Origin of the sequence: Hydrogenophaga sp., from assembly GCF_011772445.1 — a bacterium.
GTDB lineage: Bacteria > Pseudomonadota > Gammaproteobacteria > Burkholderiales > Burkholderiaceae_C > Hydrogenophaga.
Window position 1 is genome coordinate 25381 of sequence record NZ_WVZN01000033.1, and the last position, 19190, is coordinate 44570.

Annotated in this window: 20 protein-coding genes; 11 read left to right on the forward strand and 9 right to left on the reverse strand. The window is 69.7% G+C overall.

The features are described 5' to 3' along the window. Positions 1–15: 15 nt before the first annotated feature. Genes GTO19_RS13955 through GTO19_RS13965 form a run of 3 tightly spaced genes read left to right on the forward strand, consistent with a single transcriptional unit; the run spans position 16 to position 3135 of the window. Positions 16–1017, forward strand: coding sequence for a MoxR family ATPase (locus tag GTO19_RS13955; RefSeq protein WP_291021619.1), 1002 nt, complete (start codon positions 16–18; stop codon positions 1015–1017). 1 nt (position 1018) lies between these two features. Then, positions 1019–2059: a DUF58 domain-containing protein gene (locus GTO19_RS13960; RefSeq protein ID WP_291021620.1), complete on the forward strand. Its 1041-nt coding sequence runs from the start codon at positions 1019–1021 to the stop codon at positions 2057–2059. Then, positions 2056–3135, forward strand: a complete 1080-nt coding sequence (locus GTO19_RS13965) for a VWA domain-containing protein (protein WP_291021621.1) — start codon at positions 2056–2058, stop codon at positions 3133–3135. Before GTO19_RS13960 ends, GTO19_RS13965 begins: the two co-directional genes overlap by 4 nt. Here the strand turns inward: GTO19_RS13965 and GTO19_RS13970 are convergent, their stop codons facing one another. Next, complete coding sequence (locus GTO19_RS13970) at positions 3136–3537, reverse strand: hypothetical protein (protein ID WP_291021622.1); 402 nt, start codon at positions 3535–3537, stop codon at positions 3136–3138. It abuts the gene before it with no gap. Positions 3538–3962: 425 nt separating this feature from the next. On the opposite strand from GTO19_RS13970, the gene GTO19_RS13975 reads away from it, so the two are divergent. Genes GTO19_RS13975 through GTO19_RS13985 form a run of 3 tightly spaced genes read left to right on the forward strand, consistent with a single transcriptional unit; the run spans position 3963 to position 6927 of the window. Next, on the forward strand, positions 3963–5180 hold the full coding sequence (locus GTO19_RS13975) for an FAD-dependent monooxygenase (RefSeq protein ID WP_291021623.1): 1218 nt from the start codon (positions 3963–3965) through the stop codon (positions 5178–5180). Between the two features lie 20 nt (positions 5181–5200). Then, positions 5201–6187 (forward strand): tripartite tricarboxylate transporter substrate binding protein, encoded by a 987-nt coding sequence (locus GTO19_RS13980; RefSeq protein WP_291021624.1) that lies wholly within the window; start codon positions 5201–5203, stop codon positions 6185–6187. A 53-nt stretch (positions 6188–6240) separates the two neighbouring features. Further along, complete coding sequence (locus GTO19_RS13985; RefSeq protein WP_291021625.1) at positions 6241–6927, forward strand: hypothetical protein; 687 nt, start codon at positions 6241–6243, stop codon at positions 6925–6927. 20 nt (positions 6928–6947) lie between these two features. On the opposite strand, the gene kynA is transcribed toward GTO19_RS13985, so the two are convergent. The 6 genes from kynA to GTO19_RS14015 form a co-directional block, all read right to left on the reverse strand. Beyond that, the gene (kynA, locus tag GTO19_RS13990; RefSeq protein ID WP_291021626.1) at positions 6948–7799 is read right to left on the reverse strand and encodes a tryptophan 2,3-dioxygenase; all 852 of its coding nucleotides are present in this window, start codon (positions 7797–7799) and stop codon (positions 6948–6950) included. Between the two features lie 89 nt (positions 7800–7888). After that, positions 7889–9250, reverse strand: coding sequence for a kynureninase (kynU, locus tag GTO19_RS13995; protein ID WP_291021627.1), 1362 nt, complete (start codon positions 9248–9250; stop codon positions 7889–7891). Further along, positions 9247–9876 carry an arylformamidase gene (gene kynB, locus GTO19_RS14000; protein WP_291021628.1) on the reverse strand — a complete coding sequence of 210 codons (630 nt, stop codon included), beginning with the start codon at positions 9874–9876 and terminating at the stop codon, positions 9247–9249. Before kynB ends, kynU begins: the two co-directional genes overlap by 4 nt. An 82-nt stretch (positions 9877–9958) precedes the next feature. Next, the gene (locus GTO19_RS14005; protein ID WP_291021629.1) at positions 9959–10273 is read right to left on the reverse strand and encodes a YkgJ family cysteine cluster protein; all 315 of its coding nucleotides are present in this window, start codon (positions 10271–10273) and stop codon (positions 9959–9961) included. Between the two features lie 112 nt (positions 10274–10385). Continuing rightward, on the reverse strand, positions 10386–11339 hold the full coding sequence (argF, locus tag GTO19_RS14010; protein ID WP_291021630.1) for an ornithine carbamoyltransferase: 954 nt from the start codon (positions 11337–11339) through the stop codon (positions 10386–10388). Between the two features lie 8 nt (positions 11340–11347). After that, complete coding sequence (locus GTO19_RS14015) at positions 11348–12547, reverse strand: aspartate aminotransferase family protein (RefSeq protein ID WP_291021631.1); 1200 nt, start codon at positions 12545–12547, stop codon at positions 11348–11350. A gap of 269 nt (positions 12548–12816) precedes the next feature. Here GTO19_RS14015 and GTO19_RS14020 point away from each other — a divergent pair, with 269 nt between their 5' ends. Next, on the forward strand, positions 12817–13140 hold the full coding sequence (locus tag GTO19_RS14020; RefSeq protein ID WP_291021632.1) for a DUF3579 domain-containing protein: 324 nt from the start codon (positions 12817–12819) through the stop codon (positions 13138–13140). A 116-nt stretch (positions 13141–13256) separates the two neighbouring features. Here GTO19_RS14020 and rpsT read toward each other — a convergent pair whose 3' ends face one another. Continuing rightward, complete coding sequence (gene rpsT / locus GTO19_RS14025) at positions 13257–13553, reverse strand: 30S ribosomal protein S20 (protein WP_291021633.1); 297 nt, start codon at positions 13551–13553, stop codon at positions 13257–13259. 120 nt (positions 13554–13673) lie between these two features. On the opposite strand from rpsT, the gene murJ reads away from it, so the two are divergent. From murJ to GTO19_RS14040, 3 genes are all read left to right on the forward strand, one after another. Then, the gene (gene murJ, locus GTO19_RS14030; protein ID WP_291021634.1) at positions 13674–15239 is read left to right on the forward strand and encodes a murein biosynthesis integral membrane protein MurJ; all 1566 of its coding nucleotides are present in this window, start codon (positions 13674–13676) and stop codon (positions 15237–15239) included. 31 nt (positions 15240–15270) lie between these two features. Further along, entirely contained in the window at positions 15271–16128 is an 858-nt protein-coding gene (locus GTO19_RS14035) for a tetratricopeptide repeat protein (RefSeq protein ID WP_291021635.1), read from the forward strand. A gap of 119 nt (positions 16129–16247) precedes the next feature. Further along, the gene (locus GTO19_RS14040) at positions 16248–16868 is read left to right on the forward strand and encodes an NAD-dependent dehydratase (RefSeq protein WP_291021655.1); all 621 of its coding nucleotides are present in this window, start codon (positions 16248–16250) and stop codon (positions 16866–16868) included. 18 nt (positions 16869–16886) lie between these two features. Here the strand turns inward: GTO19_RS14040 and purM are convergent, their stop codons facing one another. Next, complete coding sequence (gene purM, locus GTO19_RS14045; protein WP_291021636.1) at positions 16887–17918, reverse strand: phosphoribosylformylglycinamidine cyclo-ligase; 1032 nt, start codon at positions 17916–17918, stop codon at positions 16887–16889. Positions 17919–18062: 144 nt separating this feature from the next. On the opposite strand from purM, the gene GTO19_RS14050 reads away from it, so the two are divergent. Further along, positions 18063–19160 carry an AI-2E family transporter gene (locus tag GTO19_RS14050; RefSeq protein ID WP_291021637.1) on the forward strand — a complete coding sequence of 366 codons (1098 nt, stop codon included), beginning with the start codon at positions 18063–18065 and terminating at the stop codon, positions 19158–19160. Positions 19161–19190 lie beyond the last annotated feature (30 nt).

The window sequence follows — 19190 nt, forward strand, 5'->3', positions numbered from 1 at the left end:
CTTCCGGAGCCCTTCATGAGCGACACCAACGCCCCCGAGACCGCCCAGCTCATGGAGCAGATCCTCTACGAGGTGAAACGGGTCGTCGTCGGCCAGGACCGCTTCCTCGAGCGCGTGATGGTGGCGCTGCTGGCGCAGGGCCACCTGCTGGTGGAGGGCGTGCCCGGCCTGGCCAAGACGCTCACGGTGAAGACGCTGGCCGAAGCGGTGCAGGGCCGCTTCAAGCGCATCCAGTTCACGCCCGATCTGGTGCCCGCCGACCTGGTGGGCACGCGCATCTACAACCAGAAAACGGGCGATTTCGGCACCTCGCTGGGTCCGGTGTTCGCCAACCTGCTGCTGGCCGACGAGATCAACCGCGCGCCGGCCAAGGTGCAGAGCGCCCTGCTGGAGGCGATGCAGGAGCGGCAGGTGACCATCGCGGGCGAATCGCACAAGGTGCCTCGTCCCTTCCTGGTCATGGCCACGCAGAACCCGATCGAGACCGAAGGCACCTACCCGCTGCCCGAGGCGCAGGTGGACCGCTTCATGATGAAGGTGCTGGTGGACTACCCGACCGATGAAGAGGAATACGTCATCGTCGAGCGCGTCACCGGTCCCGCCGTGCAGGTGAACGCGGTGGCCACCACCGAGCAGCTCGCCAGCTTGCAGACGCAGTGCCGCGAGGTGTACGTGGACCCTTCTCTCGTGCAGTACGCGGTGCGCCTCGTGTCGGCCACGCGTTACCCCGACAGGCACGGCATCAAGGACATGGTCCCACTGATCACCTTCGGCGCCAGCCCGCGCGCCACCATCGGACTGGTGGAGGGTGCGCGCGCCCTGGCCATGCTGCGCGGACGCAGCTACGCCCTGCCCGAGGACATGGTGGACCTGGTGCCTGACGTGCTGCGCCACCGGGTGGTGCTGTCGTACGAGGGCCTGTCCGAAGGCCTCACGAGCGATGCGCTGATCGCGCGGATCATGAAGCACATTCCGCCGCCAGCGCGTCCGCTCGAGGCGGAGAAGCGGGTGGCCTGACATGTTCAAGCGCCTGTTCGGCCGAGCGCCCGCCGACCCACCGGGTGAGGCGTCGAAGGCGCCTGCCGCGCAGCGCGCCGACGCCCTGCTGCGCCGGCTGGAGTGGACCGTGCTGCGCCGCCTGGACGGCCTGCTGCAGGGCCACTACAAGACCCTCATGCGCGGCAGTGGCCTGGACCTGGCCGACCTGCGCGAGTACCAGCTGCACGACGACGTGCGCCACATCGACTGGAACGTCACCGCCCGGCTGCAGCAACCGCACGTGCGCGTGTTCACCGAAGACCGCGAAATGGCCGCGTGGTTTCTGCTCGACCTCAGCCCCTCGGTCGACTTCGGCTCGGGCGAGCAGCGCAAGAGCGACGTGTTGCTGCAGTTCACCGCGGTTCTGGCGCGCCTCATCTCCGGACAAGGCAACCGGGTGGGCGCCATGGTGTATGGCTCGCAGGGCCGCGCGCGCGTGGAGACCATGCTGCCCGCGCGCGGCGGGCGCAACCACGTGCTGCGCCTCATGCAGATGCTGATGCCGCGTCCCACCGCCAAGGAAGCCGTGCCCGCCGGCGAAGCCGCCACCCGCCTGGGTGATCTGCTGCGCAGCGCCGTCTTCACCGTGCGCCAGCGCAGCACCGTCTTCGTGGTGTCCGATTTCATCAGCCAGCCGGGCTGGGAAAGGCCGCTCGGCGAACTGGCCCGCCGCCACGACGTGGTGGCCGTGCGTCTGGTGGATCCGCTGGAACTCGACCTGCCCGACCTCGGCCTCATTCCCATCCGCGACGCCGAGACCGGCGAACAGATCGTGGTCGACACGCACGACAAGGGCTTTCGCCAGCGCTTCGCGCGCATCGCCGCGCAGCGCGAGGCGCAACTGCGCGAGAGTCTGGCGCGCGCCGGCGTGGACACGCTCGAACTCGCCACCGACGAGGACCTGGCCGACGCGGTGCTGCGCTTCGTGGACCTGCGCGAGCGTCGCGTGCGCCAGGGCGCGGGGGGGCGCCCCATGCCCACACAACTGCCCCGCCGAACCCGAGAAGGAGTGCGAGCATGAACGGATTCGACTTGCCGCCTGTCACCTTCCTGTGGCCGCAGTTGCTGTGGCTGCTGATGGCCTTGCCGCTGCTGGTGCTGCTCTATGTGTGGCTGCTGCGCCGGCGCAAGCGAACGGCGCTGCGCTACGCCAACCTGGCCATCGTGCGTGAGGCCCTGGGCAAGGGCCCGGGTTGGCGGCGCCACGTGCCGCCGGTGCTGATGCTGCTGTCCCTGGTGGCCATGTTGCTGGCCGCGGCGCGGCCCATGGCCAGCATCACGCTGCCGTCCACGCAGCAAACCATCATCCTGGCGATGGACGTGTCGGGCAGCATGCGCGCCGAGGACGTGCAACCCAACCGCCTGGTGGCCTCGCAGAACGCCGCCAAGGCCTTCCTGGCCGAGCTGCCGCGTCATGTGAAGGTGGGCATCGTGGCCTTTGCCGGCTCGGCGCAGGTGGTTCAGCCGGTCACGCTCAGCCGCGAGGACCTGGTCACCGCCATCGACAAGTTTCAGTTGCAGCGCGCCACCGCCATCGGCAGCGCCATCGTGGTCTCGCTGTCCGAGCTGTTCCCCGAGCAGCGCATCAGCCTGACCGACATGACCTACAGCCGCAACACCGACCCCTTCGCGCCGCGCGGCCGCTCGCTCGACCAGCCGCGCAACAACGAGGAGAAGGCCTTCCAGCCCGTGGAGCCCGGCTCCTATGGCTCGGCGGCCATCATCCTGCTTACCGATGGCCAGCGCACCACCGGCGTGGACACGGCCGAGGCCGCGAAGATGGCCGCTGATCGCGGCGTGCGCGTCTACACCGTGGGCGTGGGCACGGTGGAGGGCGAGGTCATCGGCTTCGAGGGCTGGTCCATGCGCGTGCGCCTGGACGAGGACACGCTCAAGGACGTGGCGCGCACCACCAAGGCCGAGTACTTTTACGCCGGCACGGCGGAGAACCTCAAACAGATCTACCAGTCGCTCAGTTCACGGCTCACGGTGGAGAAGAAGGAGACGGAGCTGTCGGGCCTGCTGGCGCTGGCAGCGGCGGGGCTGGCGATCGTGGCCGCGGCGCTGTCGCTGGCGTGGTTCAACCGCATTCTGTGATCAGTGGCGATTGACGGTGGCACGGTTGATCCAATCGGCGAACGCTTCGCGGATCGGCGTCGCTTGCCTGGCCAGGCCGGCAAATGTCGATTCGACCAGCTTGCAGTCTTCCGGACGCGACGGCAGTGTCGCCAAGGCTTTGCTCATCGCATCGACGCAGCAGTCTGGCAATACCAGACCGCTGGCGCAGTAGTACAGCAACATGGTGAGCGCCAGGTGACCCGCTGCGGTGGGAAGCTGGTGTGCCAACAGGATGCCCAGCACGGAGGCGAAGCCCGTGGCCTTGAGCTTCGGAATGGCCTCATGGAATTGCGCGGAGGAGCCGCATGCGGCAATGGCCGCGAAGGCGTCGGCAGTGAACGGATCCAGTGGCTCTTGCAGGCCATCTGCGTTCTCACGCAAGAAGATGTCGAGGGTGCGGGCCGGGGCCCACTCGGACAGCGGTGTGTCATCCGTTCCCGAGTCGGACGTCGAGTCGGTTGTTCGCCTCTGTCTGGTGGCACTGGCCTGCTCGGGGAGAGCCATCTGGGACGCTGGCCGCTTGCGTGATGAGGGGCCGTCCGGATGGGCGGGGGAATGGTTGGCGACTGACACAGCCGGCTGCACCTGCTGCGACTGGACCGAGAGCAGCCGATGCTGGTCGCAGGTGGCGACGTGTTGCTGGAAGGCCTTTGGCGTTCATGCGATCGACGGATTGAATGGTTGACGCGGACGCGTCGGTAGGGAAGCCGGTGGGACTCGCGGCGGCGGCCATGAGTCATCACTGGCGGACCGTGGTTCCTTCTCCCGCCGAGGCGCTCGCGTCCTCCCCGATACCATCGCCACCCATGAACCTCCCCCTGCTCGTGGCTGGTGCCGGCATCGGCGGCCTCGGCGCGGCCCTGGCGGTGGCGCGCCAAGGCCACGCGGTCACCGTGCTCGAACAAGCACCCGCCTTTGGCGAGATCGGCGCCGGACTGCAACTGGGCCCCAACGCCGTGCGCGTGCTGGCCGACTGGGGCCTCTTGCCGGCGCTGCGTGAGGCGGCGTCGTTTCCCGACGCGCTGCGCGTGCGCGACGCGCGCAGCGGCCGCGCCTTGGGTCATCTGGGTCTGGGCGCAGCCGCCGTGGCGCGTCACGGACAGGCCTACGCCTGCATCCACCGGGCCGACCTGCACGCGCTGCTGCAGCGCGCGGTGGCGGCGCAGGCGCAGGGCGTGTCGTGGCGCCTGGGGGCGCGCGTCGACGCCTGGCAGCCCGGCGACGAGGGCGTGTCGCTCACCCTGGCCAGCGGCGATCGCCTGGCGGGCCCGGCCCTGATCGGTTGTGATGGCCTCTGGAGCCGCGTGCGCCACGCGGGATTCGACGCCGCGCCGCCCCGGCGCACGGGTCACCTGGCGTATCGAGGCCTTGTGCCGGCCGATGCGCTGCCGGCCGCGATGCGCGCCAATGAGATCGGCGTGTGGCTGGGCCGGCAACTGCACGTCGTGCACTACCCGGTGCGGCGGGGCGAGGCGATCAATCTCGTGGCCGTGGTGCAGGGCGAGCCTGGCGCGGCGGACGCGAGCGCCTGGTCGCAGCCGGCCGAGGCCGCCGAACTCCGGGCCGCCTTGGGCACCCTCTGCACCCCGCTGGCGGATTGGCTGGCTGCCGTGCCCGGCTGGACACGCTGGGTGCTGCACGACCGCGATCCTCTGCGCGGCCCTGCGGACATGGCGCGGGGCCCGGTGGCCCTGCTGGGCGATGCGGCCCATCCCATGCGCCCCTACCTGGCACAAGGCGCTGCCATGGCACTGGAAGACGCCTGGACCCTGGGCCATCTGGCGAACGGCGCCACGCCCGGCGACTGGGCCACGCGGCTGGCACGCTACGCCCAACTGCGGTGGGCCCGCAACGCCCGCGTGCAGCGCCGCTCGCGCCGCAACGGGCGCATCTTCCACGCCGCCGGCGCGCTGCGCCGGGGCCGCGACTGGGCCATGGCCTTGCTGGGCGAGCGCTTGTTGGACAATCCCTGGCTCTATGCCGGCCCGGGCGAGCCTCCTTCGACCGGGCGCCCGAGCCCCTGACAACACCATTGGAGACCGACATGCCCCTGACGCCCATCAACCGCCGCCAAGCCATTGCCACCGGTGCCGCGCTGGCCGCCGCCGCCGTCGCGCCCGCCGCCCTGGCCCAGGCGGCCTGGCCCAGCCGCCCGCTCAAGATCGTGGTGGGCTTCCCCGGGGGCTCCTCGCCCGACCTGATGGCCCGCACCCTGGCCGACCCGCTGCAGGGCCTGCTGGGCCAGCCGGTGGTGATCGAAAACCGCCCCGGGGCCGGTGGCAACGTGGCCGCCGCGCAGGTGGCGCGCGCCGACGACGACCACACCATCGGGTTGATGATCAACGGCAACATGACGATCGCCAAGATCCTCAACCCCGCCACCACCTACGACCCGCTCACCGACCTCACGCCCGTGTCGCTGATCGCCGTGGCGCCGCTGCTGCTGGCCGGCGCGCCGGGCACGCCGACCGATCCGCGCGCCTTCCTGGAGGCCGCGCGCAGCAACGGCGACAAATGGAACTACGGCACCCCGGGCATCGGCACCGTGGCGCACCTGGGCATGGAACTGCTGAAGTCGCGCGCCGGCCTGGGTGCGGTGCACGTGCCCTACCCGGGCAACCCGCAGGTCATGGCCGCCATGGTCGGCGGGCAGATCCAGATGTCGCTGCTGCCACCCGGCCTGGCCATGGCGCAGGTCAGGGCCGGCAAGCTGCACGCCATCGGCGTCACCTCGGCCGGCCGCAGCGCGGTGGTGCCCGACGTGCCCAGCCTGGCCGAGGCCGGGGTGAAGGACTTCTCGCTCGAGATCTGGAACGCCGTGGCCGCGCCCAACAGCCTGCCCAAGGCGCACGTGAACCGCCTGGCCACGCTGCTGACCGAGATCGTGCGCCGCCCGGACGTGCGCGAGAAGATCCTCAACCAGGGCTGGGCCGTGGCCGGTACCTCGCCCGAGGGCCTGGCGCGGCGCATCAAAGCCGACACCGCAGCCATGGCCGACGTCATCAAACGCAACAACATTCGCCCGAGCTGATCTAAGCTTCCGGATCTGCCCATGCCCATGGGTGGACGACAAAGGAGGCGGTCATGGGTGCGTACGACGACACCGTGCCCGGCCCGGTGGGCTGGACGACCGAGAGCGCCCGAGAGCGGGTGCACGACGTGGCGGACACCTTGCTGGCGCAGGCCCGCGAGTCGCTGTCCGTTGGCGACACCGAGGGCGCGACGCAGCGCTTCCTGCGCGCGGCCAGCCTGTTCTCGGCCCAAGGGCTATCTGGCGACGCCGAGGCCGCCCGGCTGGCGGCTGTGGCCGCCCTGATGAACCACGATCCCTGGCGGGCCAACGAGCTGTGGCAGGACCTGGCGAGCATCGGCGACAGCTCGGGCGCGGCGGCCGCGCGGCGCGGTCTGCTGGGCGCGCGCCTGTCGCGCGTGCTGGGCGAAGGCGCCGAGGCGCTGGAGCGCCTGGACGTGGCGCGACGGGGCGCGCTCGAGGTGCGCGACGCCATCCACTACCTGGACGCCGTGAGTCAGGCAGCCGCCGTGCACGTGGAGCGCGGCGAGGCTGCACAAGCCTACGAGATGCTCGCCATGGGTTGGACCACCTTGGCGGACCTGGTGGGGCGCGACGCCGCCGCCCGCTGGGTCCGGCCCCTGATGCTGGAGCTGCGAGCGGGCCTGGGCGAGGAGGCCTTCCGGCGTGCACGCGCGCAATGCGAACGGGCCTGGCAGGGCCCCCCCAGCCCCGTCGACAGCCTGCGCGGGCCGCTCTGAGCCGGTCGTGCCGGGCGGGCTCAGAGGTCGGTGCGCAGGCGCCAGATCTCGGGGAACAGCACCACGTCGAGCATCTTGCGCAGGTAGCTCACGCCTCCCGTGCCACCCGTGCCCCGCTTGAAGCCGATCACGCGCTCCACCGTGGTGACGTGGCGGAAGCGCCAGAGGCGAAAGCTGTCCTCCAGGTCGGTGAGTTCTTCGCCCAGTTGGTACAGGTCCCAGTGGGCCTTGGGGTCGCGGTAGACCGTGAGCCAGGCCTGCTCGACGGCGTCGCTGGCCTCGTAGGGCTCGGTCCAGTTGCGGTCGGTGTGGCTCGCGGGCACGGGCAGGCCGCGACGCGCGAGCAGACGCAGGCACTCGTCGTAGAGCGAGGGCGCCTCAAAGGCAGCCTGCACCGTGGCCGCGCGCTCGGGGTGGTGCGCGTGCGGCTTGAGCATGGCGGCGTTCTTGTTGCCCATGGCGAACTCGATGCAGCGGTACTGGTGGCTCTGGAAGCCGCTGGACTGCGCCAGGTAGGGCCGCAGCGCGCTGTACTCGGGCGGTGTCATGGTGGCCAGCACGTCCCAGGCGTGCACCAGCTGCTCCATGATGCGGCTCACGCGCGCGAGCATCTTGAAGGCGGGCTGCAACTCGTCGCGCGCGATGTGGGCGATGGCCGCGTGCAGCTCGTGCAGCATCAGCTTCATCCACAGCTCGCTGGTCTGGTGCTGCACGATGAAGAGCATCTCGTCGTGCGCGGGCGACAGCGGCTTCTGCGCGTTGAGGATGGCGTCGAGCTGCAGGTAGTCGCCATAGCTCATGTCGCGGCTGAAGTCGAGCTGGGCGCGCTCCTCGCGCACCACGTCTTCGGGGCGTTTGGTGGTGTCGCTCATGGGGTCTCCCGCCGGGCCGCCCCAAGGGAGACCCGCGCCCCCTCGGGGGGCAGCGAATACACGAAGTGATGAGCGTGGGGGTGTGTCATTCAGGTCACTGCGTGCTGGCGCTGGAATTCGGCGCCTTGCCATTCGCCGCTCTCCAGCACCTGGTGCAGGTGTTCGACGGCGTTCCACACGTCCTCGAAGCCCAGGTACAGCGGCGTGAATCCGAAGCGCAGGATGTCGGGGTGGCCCGCGCCATCGCCCGCGCGGTAGTCGCCGATGACGCCGCGCGCGATGAGGGCCTGCACGATGGCGTAGGCGCCCGAGCCACCGGCGCCGGGCCGCCCCAAGCCGGTGGGCGCCCCCTCGGGGGGCAGCGACCCGCGAAGCGGCGGAGCGTGGGGGCCAGTGATCGAGAGGCAGACCTGCGAGCCGCGCCGCGCGTGTTCGCGCGGCGTGACCAGAGACAGGCCATGGCCGGCGCAGCGTTCTTCCACCAGCGCGATGAACAGATCGGTCAGCGCCAGCGACTTGCGCCGCAGCGCGGCCATGCCGCCCAGGGGCTCGGCCGCCAGCACCGTCTGCACACCGCACTCCAGTGCCGCCAGGCTGATCATCGGCTGCGTGCCGCACTGGTAGCGCACGATGCCCTGCGCGGGCTGGTAGTCGGGCGTGAAGGCGAAGGGCTTGTCGTGGCCCCACCAGCCGGCCAGGGGTTGCCAGCAGCGGTCGGCGTGCTTGGGGTTCACCCAGACGAAGGCCGGCGCGCCCGGGCCGCCGTTGAGGTATTTGTAGCCGCAGCCCACGGCGAAGTCGGCGTCGGCGCCCGTCAGGTCCACCGGCACGGCGCCCGCGCTGTGCGCCAGGTCCCACACCACCAGCGCGCCCGCCTCATGCGCGGCCTTGGTCACTGCGGCCATGTCGTGCATGGCGCCGGTGCGGTAGTTCACGTGCGTGAGCATCAGGATCGCCAGCTTCTCGTCCTTCAAGGCCTCGGCGATCTCGTGCGGCTCCACCAGCACCAGCTCCCAGCCCTTGTCCTTGCACAGGGCCTCGGCGATGTAGAGGTCGGTGGGGAAGTTGCTGCGCTCGCTGACGATGCGCCATCGGCCGGGTTTCGTCTCGGCGCTGATGCGCAGCGCGGCGCTGAGCGCCTTGAACAGGTTCACGCTGGTGCTGTCGGTGGCGATGGTCGTGCCCGGCGCGGCGCCGATCAGGCGTGCGATCTGGTCGCCCACCTTGCGCGGCAGCTCGAACCAGCCGGCGCTGTTCCAGCTGCGGATGAGGTCGCGGCCCCATTCGCGCGTGACCACCTCGGCCACACGCGCGGGCGCCGAGCGCGGCATGGCGCCGAGCGAGTTGCCGTCGAGGTAGATGGTGTTCGCGGGGATGTCGAAGCGCTCGCGCAGCGGGCGCAGCGGGTCTTGCGCGTCGAGCGCACGGCAGTCTTGCAAGGTGGTGGTCATGGCAGGGAACGGAGCACCGCGCGCACCGGCGAGGCGTCGGCGGTGGTGAGCTTCAGGGGCAGGGCGATGAGTTCATAGTCGCCTTCGGGCACGTCGTCGAGCAGCAGGTTCTCCAGCACGCGCAGGCCGCGACGGCGGATCACCTGGTGGCTGTCCAGCGTCTTGCTGCTCGCGGGGTCGATGCTGGCGCTGTCGATGCCGATGAGCACCACGCCCAGGTCGGCGAGGCGCTCCACGGTCTCGGGCGCGAAGGCGGGGAGGTCGTTGTCGAAGGCGCCTTGGGGCATGCGCGCATAGGTGCGCACCAGCACGCGCGGCGGCAGGCCTTGCAGGGCATGGGCCAGGTGCTCGAGCTTCACCAGAGGGCCCACGCCGACCGCATGGATCACGCGGCAAGTGCCGATGAAGGTCTCCAGCGGCACCTCGCCGATGGACGCGCCGCTCGGGTCGTAGTGCAGGGGCGCGTCGGCGTGCGAACCCACGTGCGGCGAGAGCGTGATCGCGCTGACGTTGACCGGACAGCCCGGCCCGATGCTGGCGACCCACTGCTGCGCGTACGCGGTGTCACCGGGAAAGACCGGTGCGCCCGCGTGAACGGGAGGGGAGATGTCCCAGAGCGTTTTCATGGCGCGGCGAAGGTAGCACCGCAAAAATACCCGTGGTGTCGGTTATTGCCAACAGGTGACGGAAAACTTCAGATGTGAAGTTTCAGGCCGGTTCCTCGAGCGGCGGCAGGTGGTGCCGCGCGCGGGCGCGACCGCAGGCGTCGCTGCCTTCGTCGAACTCCCGGCAGGGCGAGGGTCGCCATTCATAGATGCCGCAAGCGGCCTTGACGCCCACCTTGCCCGCGAGCGCCGCGCAGCGGGGCGGCGAATGGTCCGTGCCACGCAGGCGCATGGTGCTGTCGGTGACTTCCACTGCGAGCCCGGTGGGCACGCTGCCGCCCATGTCCTCCATCTCGTGGACCGAGAAGTCCACGCGAAAGCACGCGCAGCAGGCGCCGCAAGATACGCAGTGGGACATACCAGTGTTTGTCGAGCGAAGTGTCTTGGTCCAGGGGCATCGCGGAACCGGCTTTGCCGGGCCGCAGATGCCGCCCCCTGGAGGGGGTCGCGCGAAGCGCGGCGGGGGTGTTTCAGTTCCTGCGTCCCAGGAGCAGGTACTCCATCAGGGCCTTCTGCGCGTGCAGGCGGTTCTCGGCCTCGTCCCAGACCACGCTCTGCGGGCCGTCGATGACCTCGGCGGTCACTTCCTCGCCGCGGTGCGCGGGCAGGCAGTGCATGAAGAGGGCGTCGGGCCTGGCCAGCTTCATCATGGCCTCGTCCACACACCATTTCGCGAAGGCCTGGCGGCGAACCTCGTTCTCGGCCTCGAAGCCCATGCTGGTCCAGACGTCGGTGGTCACCAGGTCGGCGCCCTGGCAGGCCTCGCGCGGGTCCTTGAAGACCTTGTAGCAGTCGCGCTTGCTGATGCCCGCGAGCACGGGGTCGACCTCATACCCGCCGGGCGTGCTCACGTGCACCGTGAAGCCCAGCAGCTCGGCCGCCTGCAGCCAGGTGTTGGCCATGTTGTTGCCATCGCCCACCCAGGCCACCACCTTGCCGCGGATCGCGTCGAGCGGTTGGCCGCCCGGTGCGGGCCGGTACTCCACCAGCGTGAACAGGTCGGCCAGGATCTGGCAAGGATGGAACTCGTTGGTGAGGCCGTTGATCACCGGCACGCGCGAATGCGCCGCGAAGCGCTCGAGCTTGGCCTGCTCGTAGGTGCGGATCATCACCAGGTCCACCATGCGGCTGATCACGCGCGCGCTGTCTTCGATGGGCTCGGCGCGGCCGAGCTGGCTGTCGCCGGTGGTGAGGTGCACCACCGAGCCGCCCATCTGGTACATGCCGGCCTCGAAGCTCACGCGCGTGCGCGTGCTGGCCTTCTCGAAAATCATGGCCAGGGTGCGGTCGGGATCGGCGAAGGGCTGGTACTTCTCGACGGCCTTGAACTTGCGCTTGATGAAGGCCGCGCGCTGGAACAGGTGGCCGTACTCTTCGGCGCTCAGGTCCTTGAACTGCAGGTAGTGGCGAATCGTCGTGGACATGGGCGCGTTCACTCCGCCAGGAAGGCCTTGATCAGCGGCACCAGGATGGTCGCGATCTCGTCGGCTTCGGCCGTGCTGAGGATCAGCGGCGGCACCAGGCGGATCACGCTGTCGGCGGTGACCGACAACAGCAGGCCCGCTTCGGCCGCGCGCTGCAGGATCACGCCGCAGGGCTTGGTGAGCTCGATCCCGAGCATCAGGCCCTGGCCGCGGATCTCCTTCACGCCGTCCACGCCAGCCAGGCCCTTCTCGAGCGCGGCGCGCAGGTGCGCGCCCACGCGTTCGGCGTTGGCCAGCAGGCCTTCCTCTTCCATGATGCGGATGGTCTCCACCCCCGCGCGCATGGACAGCGGGTTGCCGCCGAAGGTGGTGCCGTGGTTGCCCGGTTGGAAGATGTTGGCCGCCTTGGGGCCGGCCACCACCGCGCCGATGGTCACGCCCGAGCCCAGGCCCTTGGCCAGGGGCATCACGTCGGGCACGATGCCGGCCCACTGGTGCGCGAACCACTTGCCGGTGCGGCCCATGCCGCACTGCACCTCGTCGATCATGAGCAGCCAGTCGCGCTCGTCGCACAGGGCGCGCACGTCCTTCAGGTACTGCGCGCGCATCGGGTTGATGCCGCCTTCGCCCTGGATGGTCTCGAAGAACACGGCGACGACGTTCGGGTTGTTCGCGGTGGCCTTCTTCAGCGCCTCGATGTCGTTCGCGGGCACGCGCACGAAGCCTTCCACCAGCGGGCCGAAGCCGGCCTGCACCTTGGGGTTGCCGGTGGCCGACAGCGTGGCGATGGAGCGGCCGTGGAAGGCCTTCTCGTAGACCACGATCTCGGGACGTTCGATGCCCTTGTCGTGCCCGTATTTGCGCGCCAGCTTCAGCGCGGCCTCGTTGGCCTCCAGCCCGGTGCTGCAGAAGAACACGTTGGTGAGGCCCGAACGCTCCACCAGCATCTGCGCCAGACGCTCCTGGTCAGGCACGTGGTAGTAGTTGCTGCTGTGGATCAGCTTGGCGATCTGGTCCTGCAGCGCGGGCACCAGCTTGGGGTGCGCGTGGCCCAGGGTGTTGACGGCGATGCCGGCCAGCCCGTCGAGGTATTCCTTGCCGTTGGTGTCCCACACGCGGCAGCCTCGTCCGTGCGACAGCGCGATCGGCAGGCGACCGTAGGTGTTCATCACGTGGGGCGAGGCGACGGGTTTCAGCGCGGCGTTCATGCGGGGACTCTCCGATTGCGGGCCAGAAAAGAAATCGGCTCAACGCCTGCGGGGCAGGGTGGAGCCGTTGAAGCGCGATTGTAGGCACACGTTTTGCGCCGGATCGATGACGGCTCGGCATCGCTGCCATGCCCCTGACCGGCCGCCTCGGAGCCGTCACAAGTCTTATATAAGATATAATTCTTGGCTGCCGTCCGACCGGCGATCCCGGTTGTTGCGATGGCCCGATTCCTGCACGAGCCCTCCATCCGAGGCTTACCCTCCACCCGATGGCCGCACCCACGCCCAAGCAAGTCTTCATCCAGGGCATCACCCGCGATGGACGCACCTTTCGCCCGAGCGATTGGGCCGAACGCCTCGCCGGTGTCATGAGCGGGTTCCGCCCGGGCGGCGTGCAACCGGGCAGCCACCTGAGCTATTCCCCCTGGTGCGTGCCCACCGTCATCAACGGCGTCAAATGCGTGGTGGTGAATGGCGACCTGCGCGAGGCCGAGCCCATGGCCTGGGACTTCTGTCTCAACTTCGCCCGCGACAACGACCTGCAGGTGGCTGAGGCCTGCCTCTTGCCCGAACCGCCGCCGAAGAAGGACTGATCCGATCCCGCGCGGGCAACAAAAAAGCCGTCTCACGACGGCTTTTCTGCTTTTGCTGGCAGCGCACCCGATTCAAACGGCAGGCCCCTGGGGGCCCGGGCGGCTGGTGGTGAGGATCAGGCCGCGGCAGCCAGACCCTTGACCTTCGCGGACAGGCGGCTCTTGTCGCGAGCGGCCTTGTTCTTGTGGAAGATGCCCTTGTCGGCGATGGTGTCGACAACGGCCTGCATCTTGGCGAACAGCTCGGTCGCCTTGGCCTTGTCGCCAGAAACGACGGCCTTCTCGACGTTCTTCACCGCGGTGCGGTACTTCGAGCGCAGCGAGCTGTTGGCGGCGTTGAGCTTGACGTCCTGGCGGGCGCGCTTGCGGCCCGACGCCAGGCGGGGGTTCTTTTTCTTCGGCTTGGTGGCCATGGTGTGTTCCTTAGGTGTTTGTGGATGTTGCCAGCAAAGCCCGCGATTATAGCCCGGTGCCTCCCGCCATCCCAGACGCTCCCGTCGGCTGCCGGTTAGGGCCCGCTTACACTCTGCGCCGTGTCGCTGTTCAAGTCCGCCTCCCTGGTTTCCCTGCTGACCCTGGCCTCGCGCATCACCGGGCTGGTGCGCGAGCTGCTCATGGCAGCCACCTTCGGCGCCAGCGCCCTCACCGACGCCTTCAACGTGGCGTTTCGCATTCCCAACCTGCTGCGCCGGCTGTTCGCCGAGGGCGCCTTCAGCCAGGCCTTCGTGCCCGTGCTGGCCGGTACCCGCGCCCAGGAGGGCGACGAGGCCACCCGACGCCTGATCGACCAGATCGCCACCGTGCTGGCCTGGGCCCTGCTGGTCACCTGTGTGCTGGGGGTGCTGGCTGCGCCGTTGCTGGTCTATGCCATGGCCGCCGGCCTGAAGCAGTCGCCCGAGGGTTTCGAGGCGGCCGTCGTCATGACGCGCTGGATGTTCCCCTACATCGGCTTCATGTCCTTCGTGGCGCTGGCGGCCGGCATCCTGAACACCTGGAAGCGCTTCGCGGTGCCCGCGGCCACGCCGGTGCTGCTCAACCTGTCCATGATCGCAGCCGCCTGGTTCGGCGCGCCCTGGTTCGAGCGCCTGGGCATTCCACCGATCTACGCCATGGCGGGCGGTGTGCTGCTGGGCGGGGCGCTGCAACTGGGCGTGCAGGTCCCGGCGCTGCGGCGTCTGGGTTTGTGGCCGCGTGTGGGCTTCGGCTGGGGCTCGCTCAAGACGGCCTGGGCGCACCCGGGCACGCGCCGGGTGCTCACGCTCATGCTGCCGGCGCTGCTGGGCGTGAGCGTGGCCCAGCTCTCGCTGTTGATCAACACCCAGATCGCCTCGCACCTCGCGGTGGGCAGCGTGAGCTGGCTCACCTATGCCGATCGCCTGATGGAATTCCCCACGGCGCTGCTGGGCGTGGCGCTGGGGGTCGTGCTGCTGCCGCAATTGTCGGCCGCGCAGGCTGCAGGCGACAACGAGCGCTACAGCGGCCTGCTCGACTGGGGCCTGCGGCTGGTGGTGCTGCTGGCCGTGCCCAGCGCCGTGGCGCTGCTCACCTTTGCGCAGCCGCTGGTGGCGGTGCTGTACCACTACGGCCGCTTCGGCGTGGCCGACGTGCAGCAGACCTCGATGGCCCTGATGGGCTACGGCGCGGGCTTGATCGGGCTGGTGGCGATCAAGGTGCTGGCGCCGGGCTTCTACGCCCGCCAGGACATCCGCACGCCGGTGAAGATCGCCATTGGCGTGCTGGTGCTTACCCAAGTGCTCAACGTGGTGCTGGTGCCGCACCTGGCGCACGCCGGTCTGGCGCTGGCCATCGGGCTGGGGGCGCTGGTCAACGCGGCCTTTCTGTTGATCGGGCTGCGCCGGCGCGGCGCCTACAAACCGGCCCCCGGGTGGGGGAAGTTCGGCCTGCAGGTGCTGGCGGCCAGCGTGTTGCTGGCGGTGTATCTCACCTGGCTGTCGGCGCGCGTGGGCTGGCTGGGGTTCGACGGTGCTGCACTGCAGCGAGTCGGCTTGCTGGCATTGGGTATCGTGGGGGCGGGCGCGCTGTACTTTGGGGCCTTGGTTCTCTCGGGCTTGAACTTGCGGCAGTTCGTCCGACAATAGGCCGTCCCGCGCCCGCTCTCGACCCTTTTCCATGCCGCTCACGTTCGAGTTCACCGCGCCCACGCCCCTGAGCTACTTTGCGTCGCTCGTGCGTGACGACGAGGCCTTGCCGCTGTTCGAGGCGGCGGCCTCGGTGGCGCAGGACGAATACCCCGACCTGGACGTGCAGCAGGTGCTGGGCGACGTGGACCAGATGCTGGCGCGCGTGAAGCGCCGCTGCCCCGAGGACGCCGGCCCCCTGCAGCGCCTGCGCGTGCTCAACCAGTTCTTCTTTCGCGACATGGGGTTCGGCGGCAACGTCAACAACTACTACGACCCCGACAACAGTTACCTCAACGCCGTGCTGCGCACGCGCCGGGGCATCCCCATCTCGCTGGCGGTGCTGTGGCTGGAGCTGGCCCAGGGCATGGGCCTCAAGGCGCGCGGCGTCAACTTCCCCGGGCACTTCATGATCAAGATCAACCTGCCCAACGGGCAGGTGGTGATCGACCCGTTCACCGGCCAGTCGCTCAGCCGCGAGGACCTGTCGGATCGGCTGGAGCCCTACAAGCGCCGCAACGGCCTGGTCGACGACTTCGACGTGCCCGTGGGCCTTTACCTGCAGGCTGCCACGCCGCGCGAAATCCTCGCGCGTCTGCTGCGCAACCTCAAGGAAATCCACCGCACCCAGTCCGACTGGTTGCGCCTGGTGGCCGTGCAGGACCGCCTCATCGTGCTGCTGCCCGAGGCCTGGGTGGAGTTCCGCGACCGCGGCCTCGCCTGGGCCGAGATCGGCGATCTGCGCCTGGCGGTGAATGACCTCGAAACCTTCGTGGACCACACCGACGACGCGCTGGAGCGCAGCGCGATCGAGCAGCGGCTGCAGACCCTGCGGCGCGCGATGAACTGAGTGCCACGCCCGTATCGGCGTGTAAGCGCTGTTGACGCGCGGCCAGAGCTGCAACGAACATCGATCGAGAACCGAGGCCCACCGGGCCCGGAACCGGAGCCCCGTTCTTGAAAACACTCATGATCGCGGGCGCGACCGGCCTGGTCGGCAGCCACGCGTTGCGCCAGGCACTGGCGCACCCGCAGGTGCGGCTGGTGGTGGCACCCACCCGGCGCGCCTTGCCCACACACCCCAAGCTGTTGAACCCTGTCGTGAGCTTCGAGCGCCTGCCCGAAGACGCCGAGTGGTGGGGCGTCAACGCGGTGATCTGCACCATCGGCACCACGATCAAGACCGCCGGTTCGCGCGAGGCCTTCTACCGCGTCGACCACGACCTGCCGCTGCGCGTGGCCGAACTGGCGCTGCGCCACGGCACCCAGGCCTACGCCTTCAACTCGGCCCTGGGCGCCGACCTGCGCTCGCGCGTGTTCTATTCGCGCACCAAGGGCGAGGTCGAGCGCGACCTGCTGGCGCTGGGCTATCCCTCGCTGACGCTGGTGAGGCCGGGCTTGATCGGCGGCGAGCGCGTGGAGGACCGGCCGCGCGAGCGGCTGTTCGTGCGTTTCAGCGAGGCCATTGCGCCGGTGCTGCCGCGGCGCTGGCGCGTGGTGCCGGCCGAGGCCATCGCGCGTACCCTGCTCGAATCCGCGCTGACGGCGACGCCCGGCGTGCGGTTGGTGATGTCCGAAGACATCACCTGAGTCAACGGCGAGGCGCCGTCAGGCCACCACCACCGGCGCGCCGGTGCCGCGCGGCGCGATGCGACCAATGACGTGCACCGACTCGCCCAGGCCGCGCAGCGTGGCCGCGCAGGCCTCGGCCTCGTCGGCGGCGATCACCACCACCATGCCGATGCCGTTGTTGAAGGTGCGGTTCATCTCGATGTCGTCGATGCCCGCCGTCTTCTGCAGCCAGGCGAACAGCTCGGTCTGCGGCCAGCTGCCCTTGACGAGGTGCGCCGCCAGCGCGTCGGGCAGCACGCGCGGGATGTTCTCCAGCAGGCCGCCGCCCGTGATGTGGGCCAGGGCCTTGATGGGATGCTGCTGCAGCGCCGCCAGCACGTTCTTCACGTACAGGCGCGTGGGCTTCATCACCGCCTCGCGAAAGGGCAGGCCGTCCAGCGTGGGGGGCAGGTTCGCGCCCGCGCGCTCGATGCACTTGCGCACCAGCGAGAAACCGTTGGAGTGCACACCGTGCGAGGCCAGGCCCAGCACCACGTCGCCCTCGGCCACGTTCTTCCCGGTGAGGATCTTCGACTTCTCGACCGCGCCCACGCAGAAGCCGGCCAGGTCGTACTCGCCGGCCGGGTACATGCCGGGCATCTCGGCCGTCTCGCCGCCGATGAGGGCGCAGCCAGACAGTTCACAGCCCTTGGCGATGCCGCCCACCACGGCCGCAGCGGTGTCCACGTCCAGCTTCCCGCAGGCGAAGTAGTCGAGGAAGAACAGGGGCTCGGCGCCCTGCACCAGCACGTCGTTCACGCTCATGGCGACCAGGTCGATGCCCACCGTGTCGTGCATGTTCCATTCGAAGGCCAGCTTGAGCTTGGTGCCCACGCCGTCGGTGCCGCTCACCAGCACCGGTTCCTGGTAGCGCTTGGGCACCTCGAATAGGGCGCCGAAGCCGCCGATGCCGGCCAGCACGCCCTCGCGCATGGTCTTTTTCGCCAGCGGCTTGATGCGCTCGACCAGGGCGTCGCCCGCATCGATGTCGACGCCGGCGTCTTTGTAGGACAGGGGGGTGGTGCTCATGGGAGGGCGCGGCGGCGGGGCCGCGGGGGCAGTGATGGGGCGGGGGAGGGGGATGTCCCGGGCGCCGGGGGCGCGCCGATAGAATCCGGAACCGGATTTTACGGGCTCGCCCCGGGCCCCACGCCCGACACCGAGCCGCGCCTCATGACCTTCACCCCCACCCAGATCCGCATCGCCGCCTGGACCTCGATCGCGCTGGTCGTGGTCCTGCTGCTGTCGCTGCTCGCGCCGGTGCTCATGCCCTTCCTCGTGGCCTTGATCATCGCGTATGCCATGCATCCGCTGGTGGAGCGCATGGCCGCGCGCGGCTGGCCGCGCTGGCTGGGCGCGGGGTTGGCCGTGACCCTGCTGATGCTGGTGCTGCTGGCGGTGGTGCTGCTCATCGTGCCCGTGATCACCCAGCAGCTGCCGCTGCTGAGCGAGCAGGTCCCGGCCCTGCTGGACCGCCTGGCCGACAGGCTCACGGCGCTGGCCGCGCGCTTCGGTTTCGCGCTGAACCTGGACGTGAGCCAGCTGCGCCAATGGGCCAGCGAGCTCGTCAGCGGCAAGGAAAGCGAGCTGCTGGCCGGCCTGCTGTCCTCGCTGCGCATCGGCGGCAGCGCGCTGGCGGCGCTGTTCGGCAATCTGTTCCTCATGCCCATCGTGGCCTTCTACCTGCTGATCGACTGGCGCGCCCTGATGGGCCGCGGCCGTGCCCTGGTGCCGCCGCGCTGGCGCGAGTCGGTGCAGGGTTTCCTGGACGAGACCGACGCGGTGCTGGGCCGCTACCTGCGCGGCCAGCTCCTGGTGATGGGCATCCTGGCCGTTTTCTATTCGGTGGGCCTGGCGCTGGTGGGACTCAACCTGGCGCTGCCCATCGGCGTGTTCACCGGCCTGGCCACCTTCGTGCCTTTCCTGGGTTTCGGCGTCGGCCTGGTGCTGGCCCTGCTGGCCGCGCTGCTGGAGTTCCAGTCCTTCACCGGCGTGGCGCTGGTGTTCGGCGTCTACATGCTGGGGCAGCTCGTGGAGAGCTACTGGCTCACGCCCCGCCTGGTGGGCGAGGCCATCGGTCTGCACCCCATCTCGGTGATCTTCGCGCTGCTGGCCTTTGGCCACCTGTTTGGCTTCGTGGGCGTGCTCATCGCGCTGCCCGCGAGCGCGGTGCTGCTGGTGGCGCTGCGCCGGCTCAAGCGCCAGTACATGGCCAGCGACCTGTACCTCAAGGCGCCGGTGTCCCACAACGGCCCTCCCCGGTTGCCATGAGACCTGTTCTGTGAGCACCCCCGGCCAACC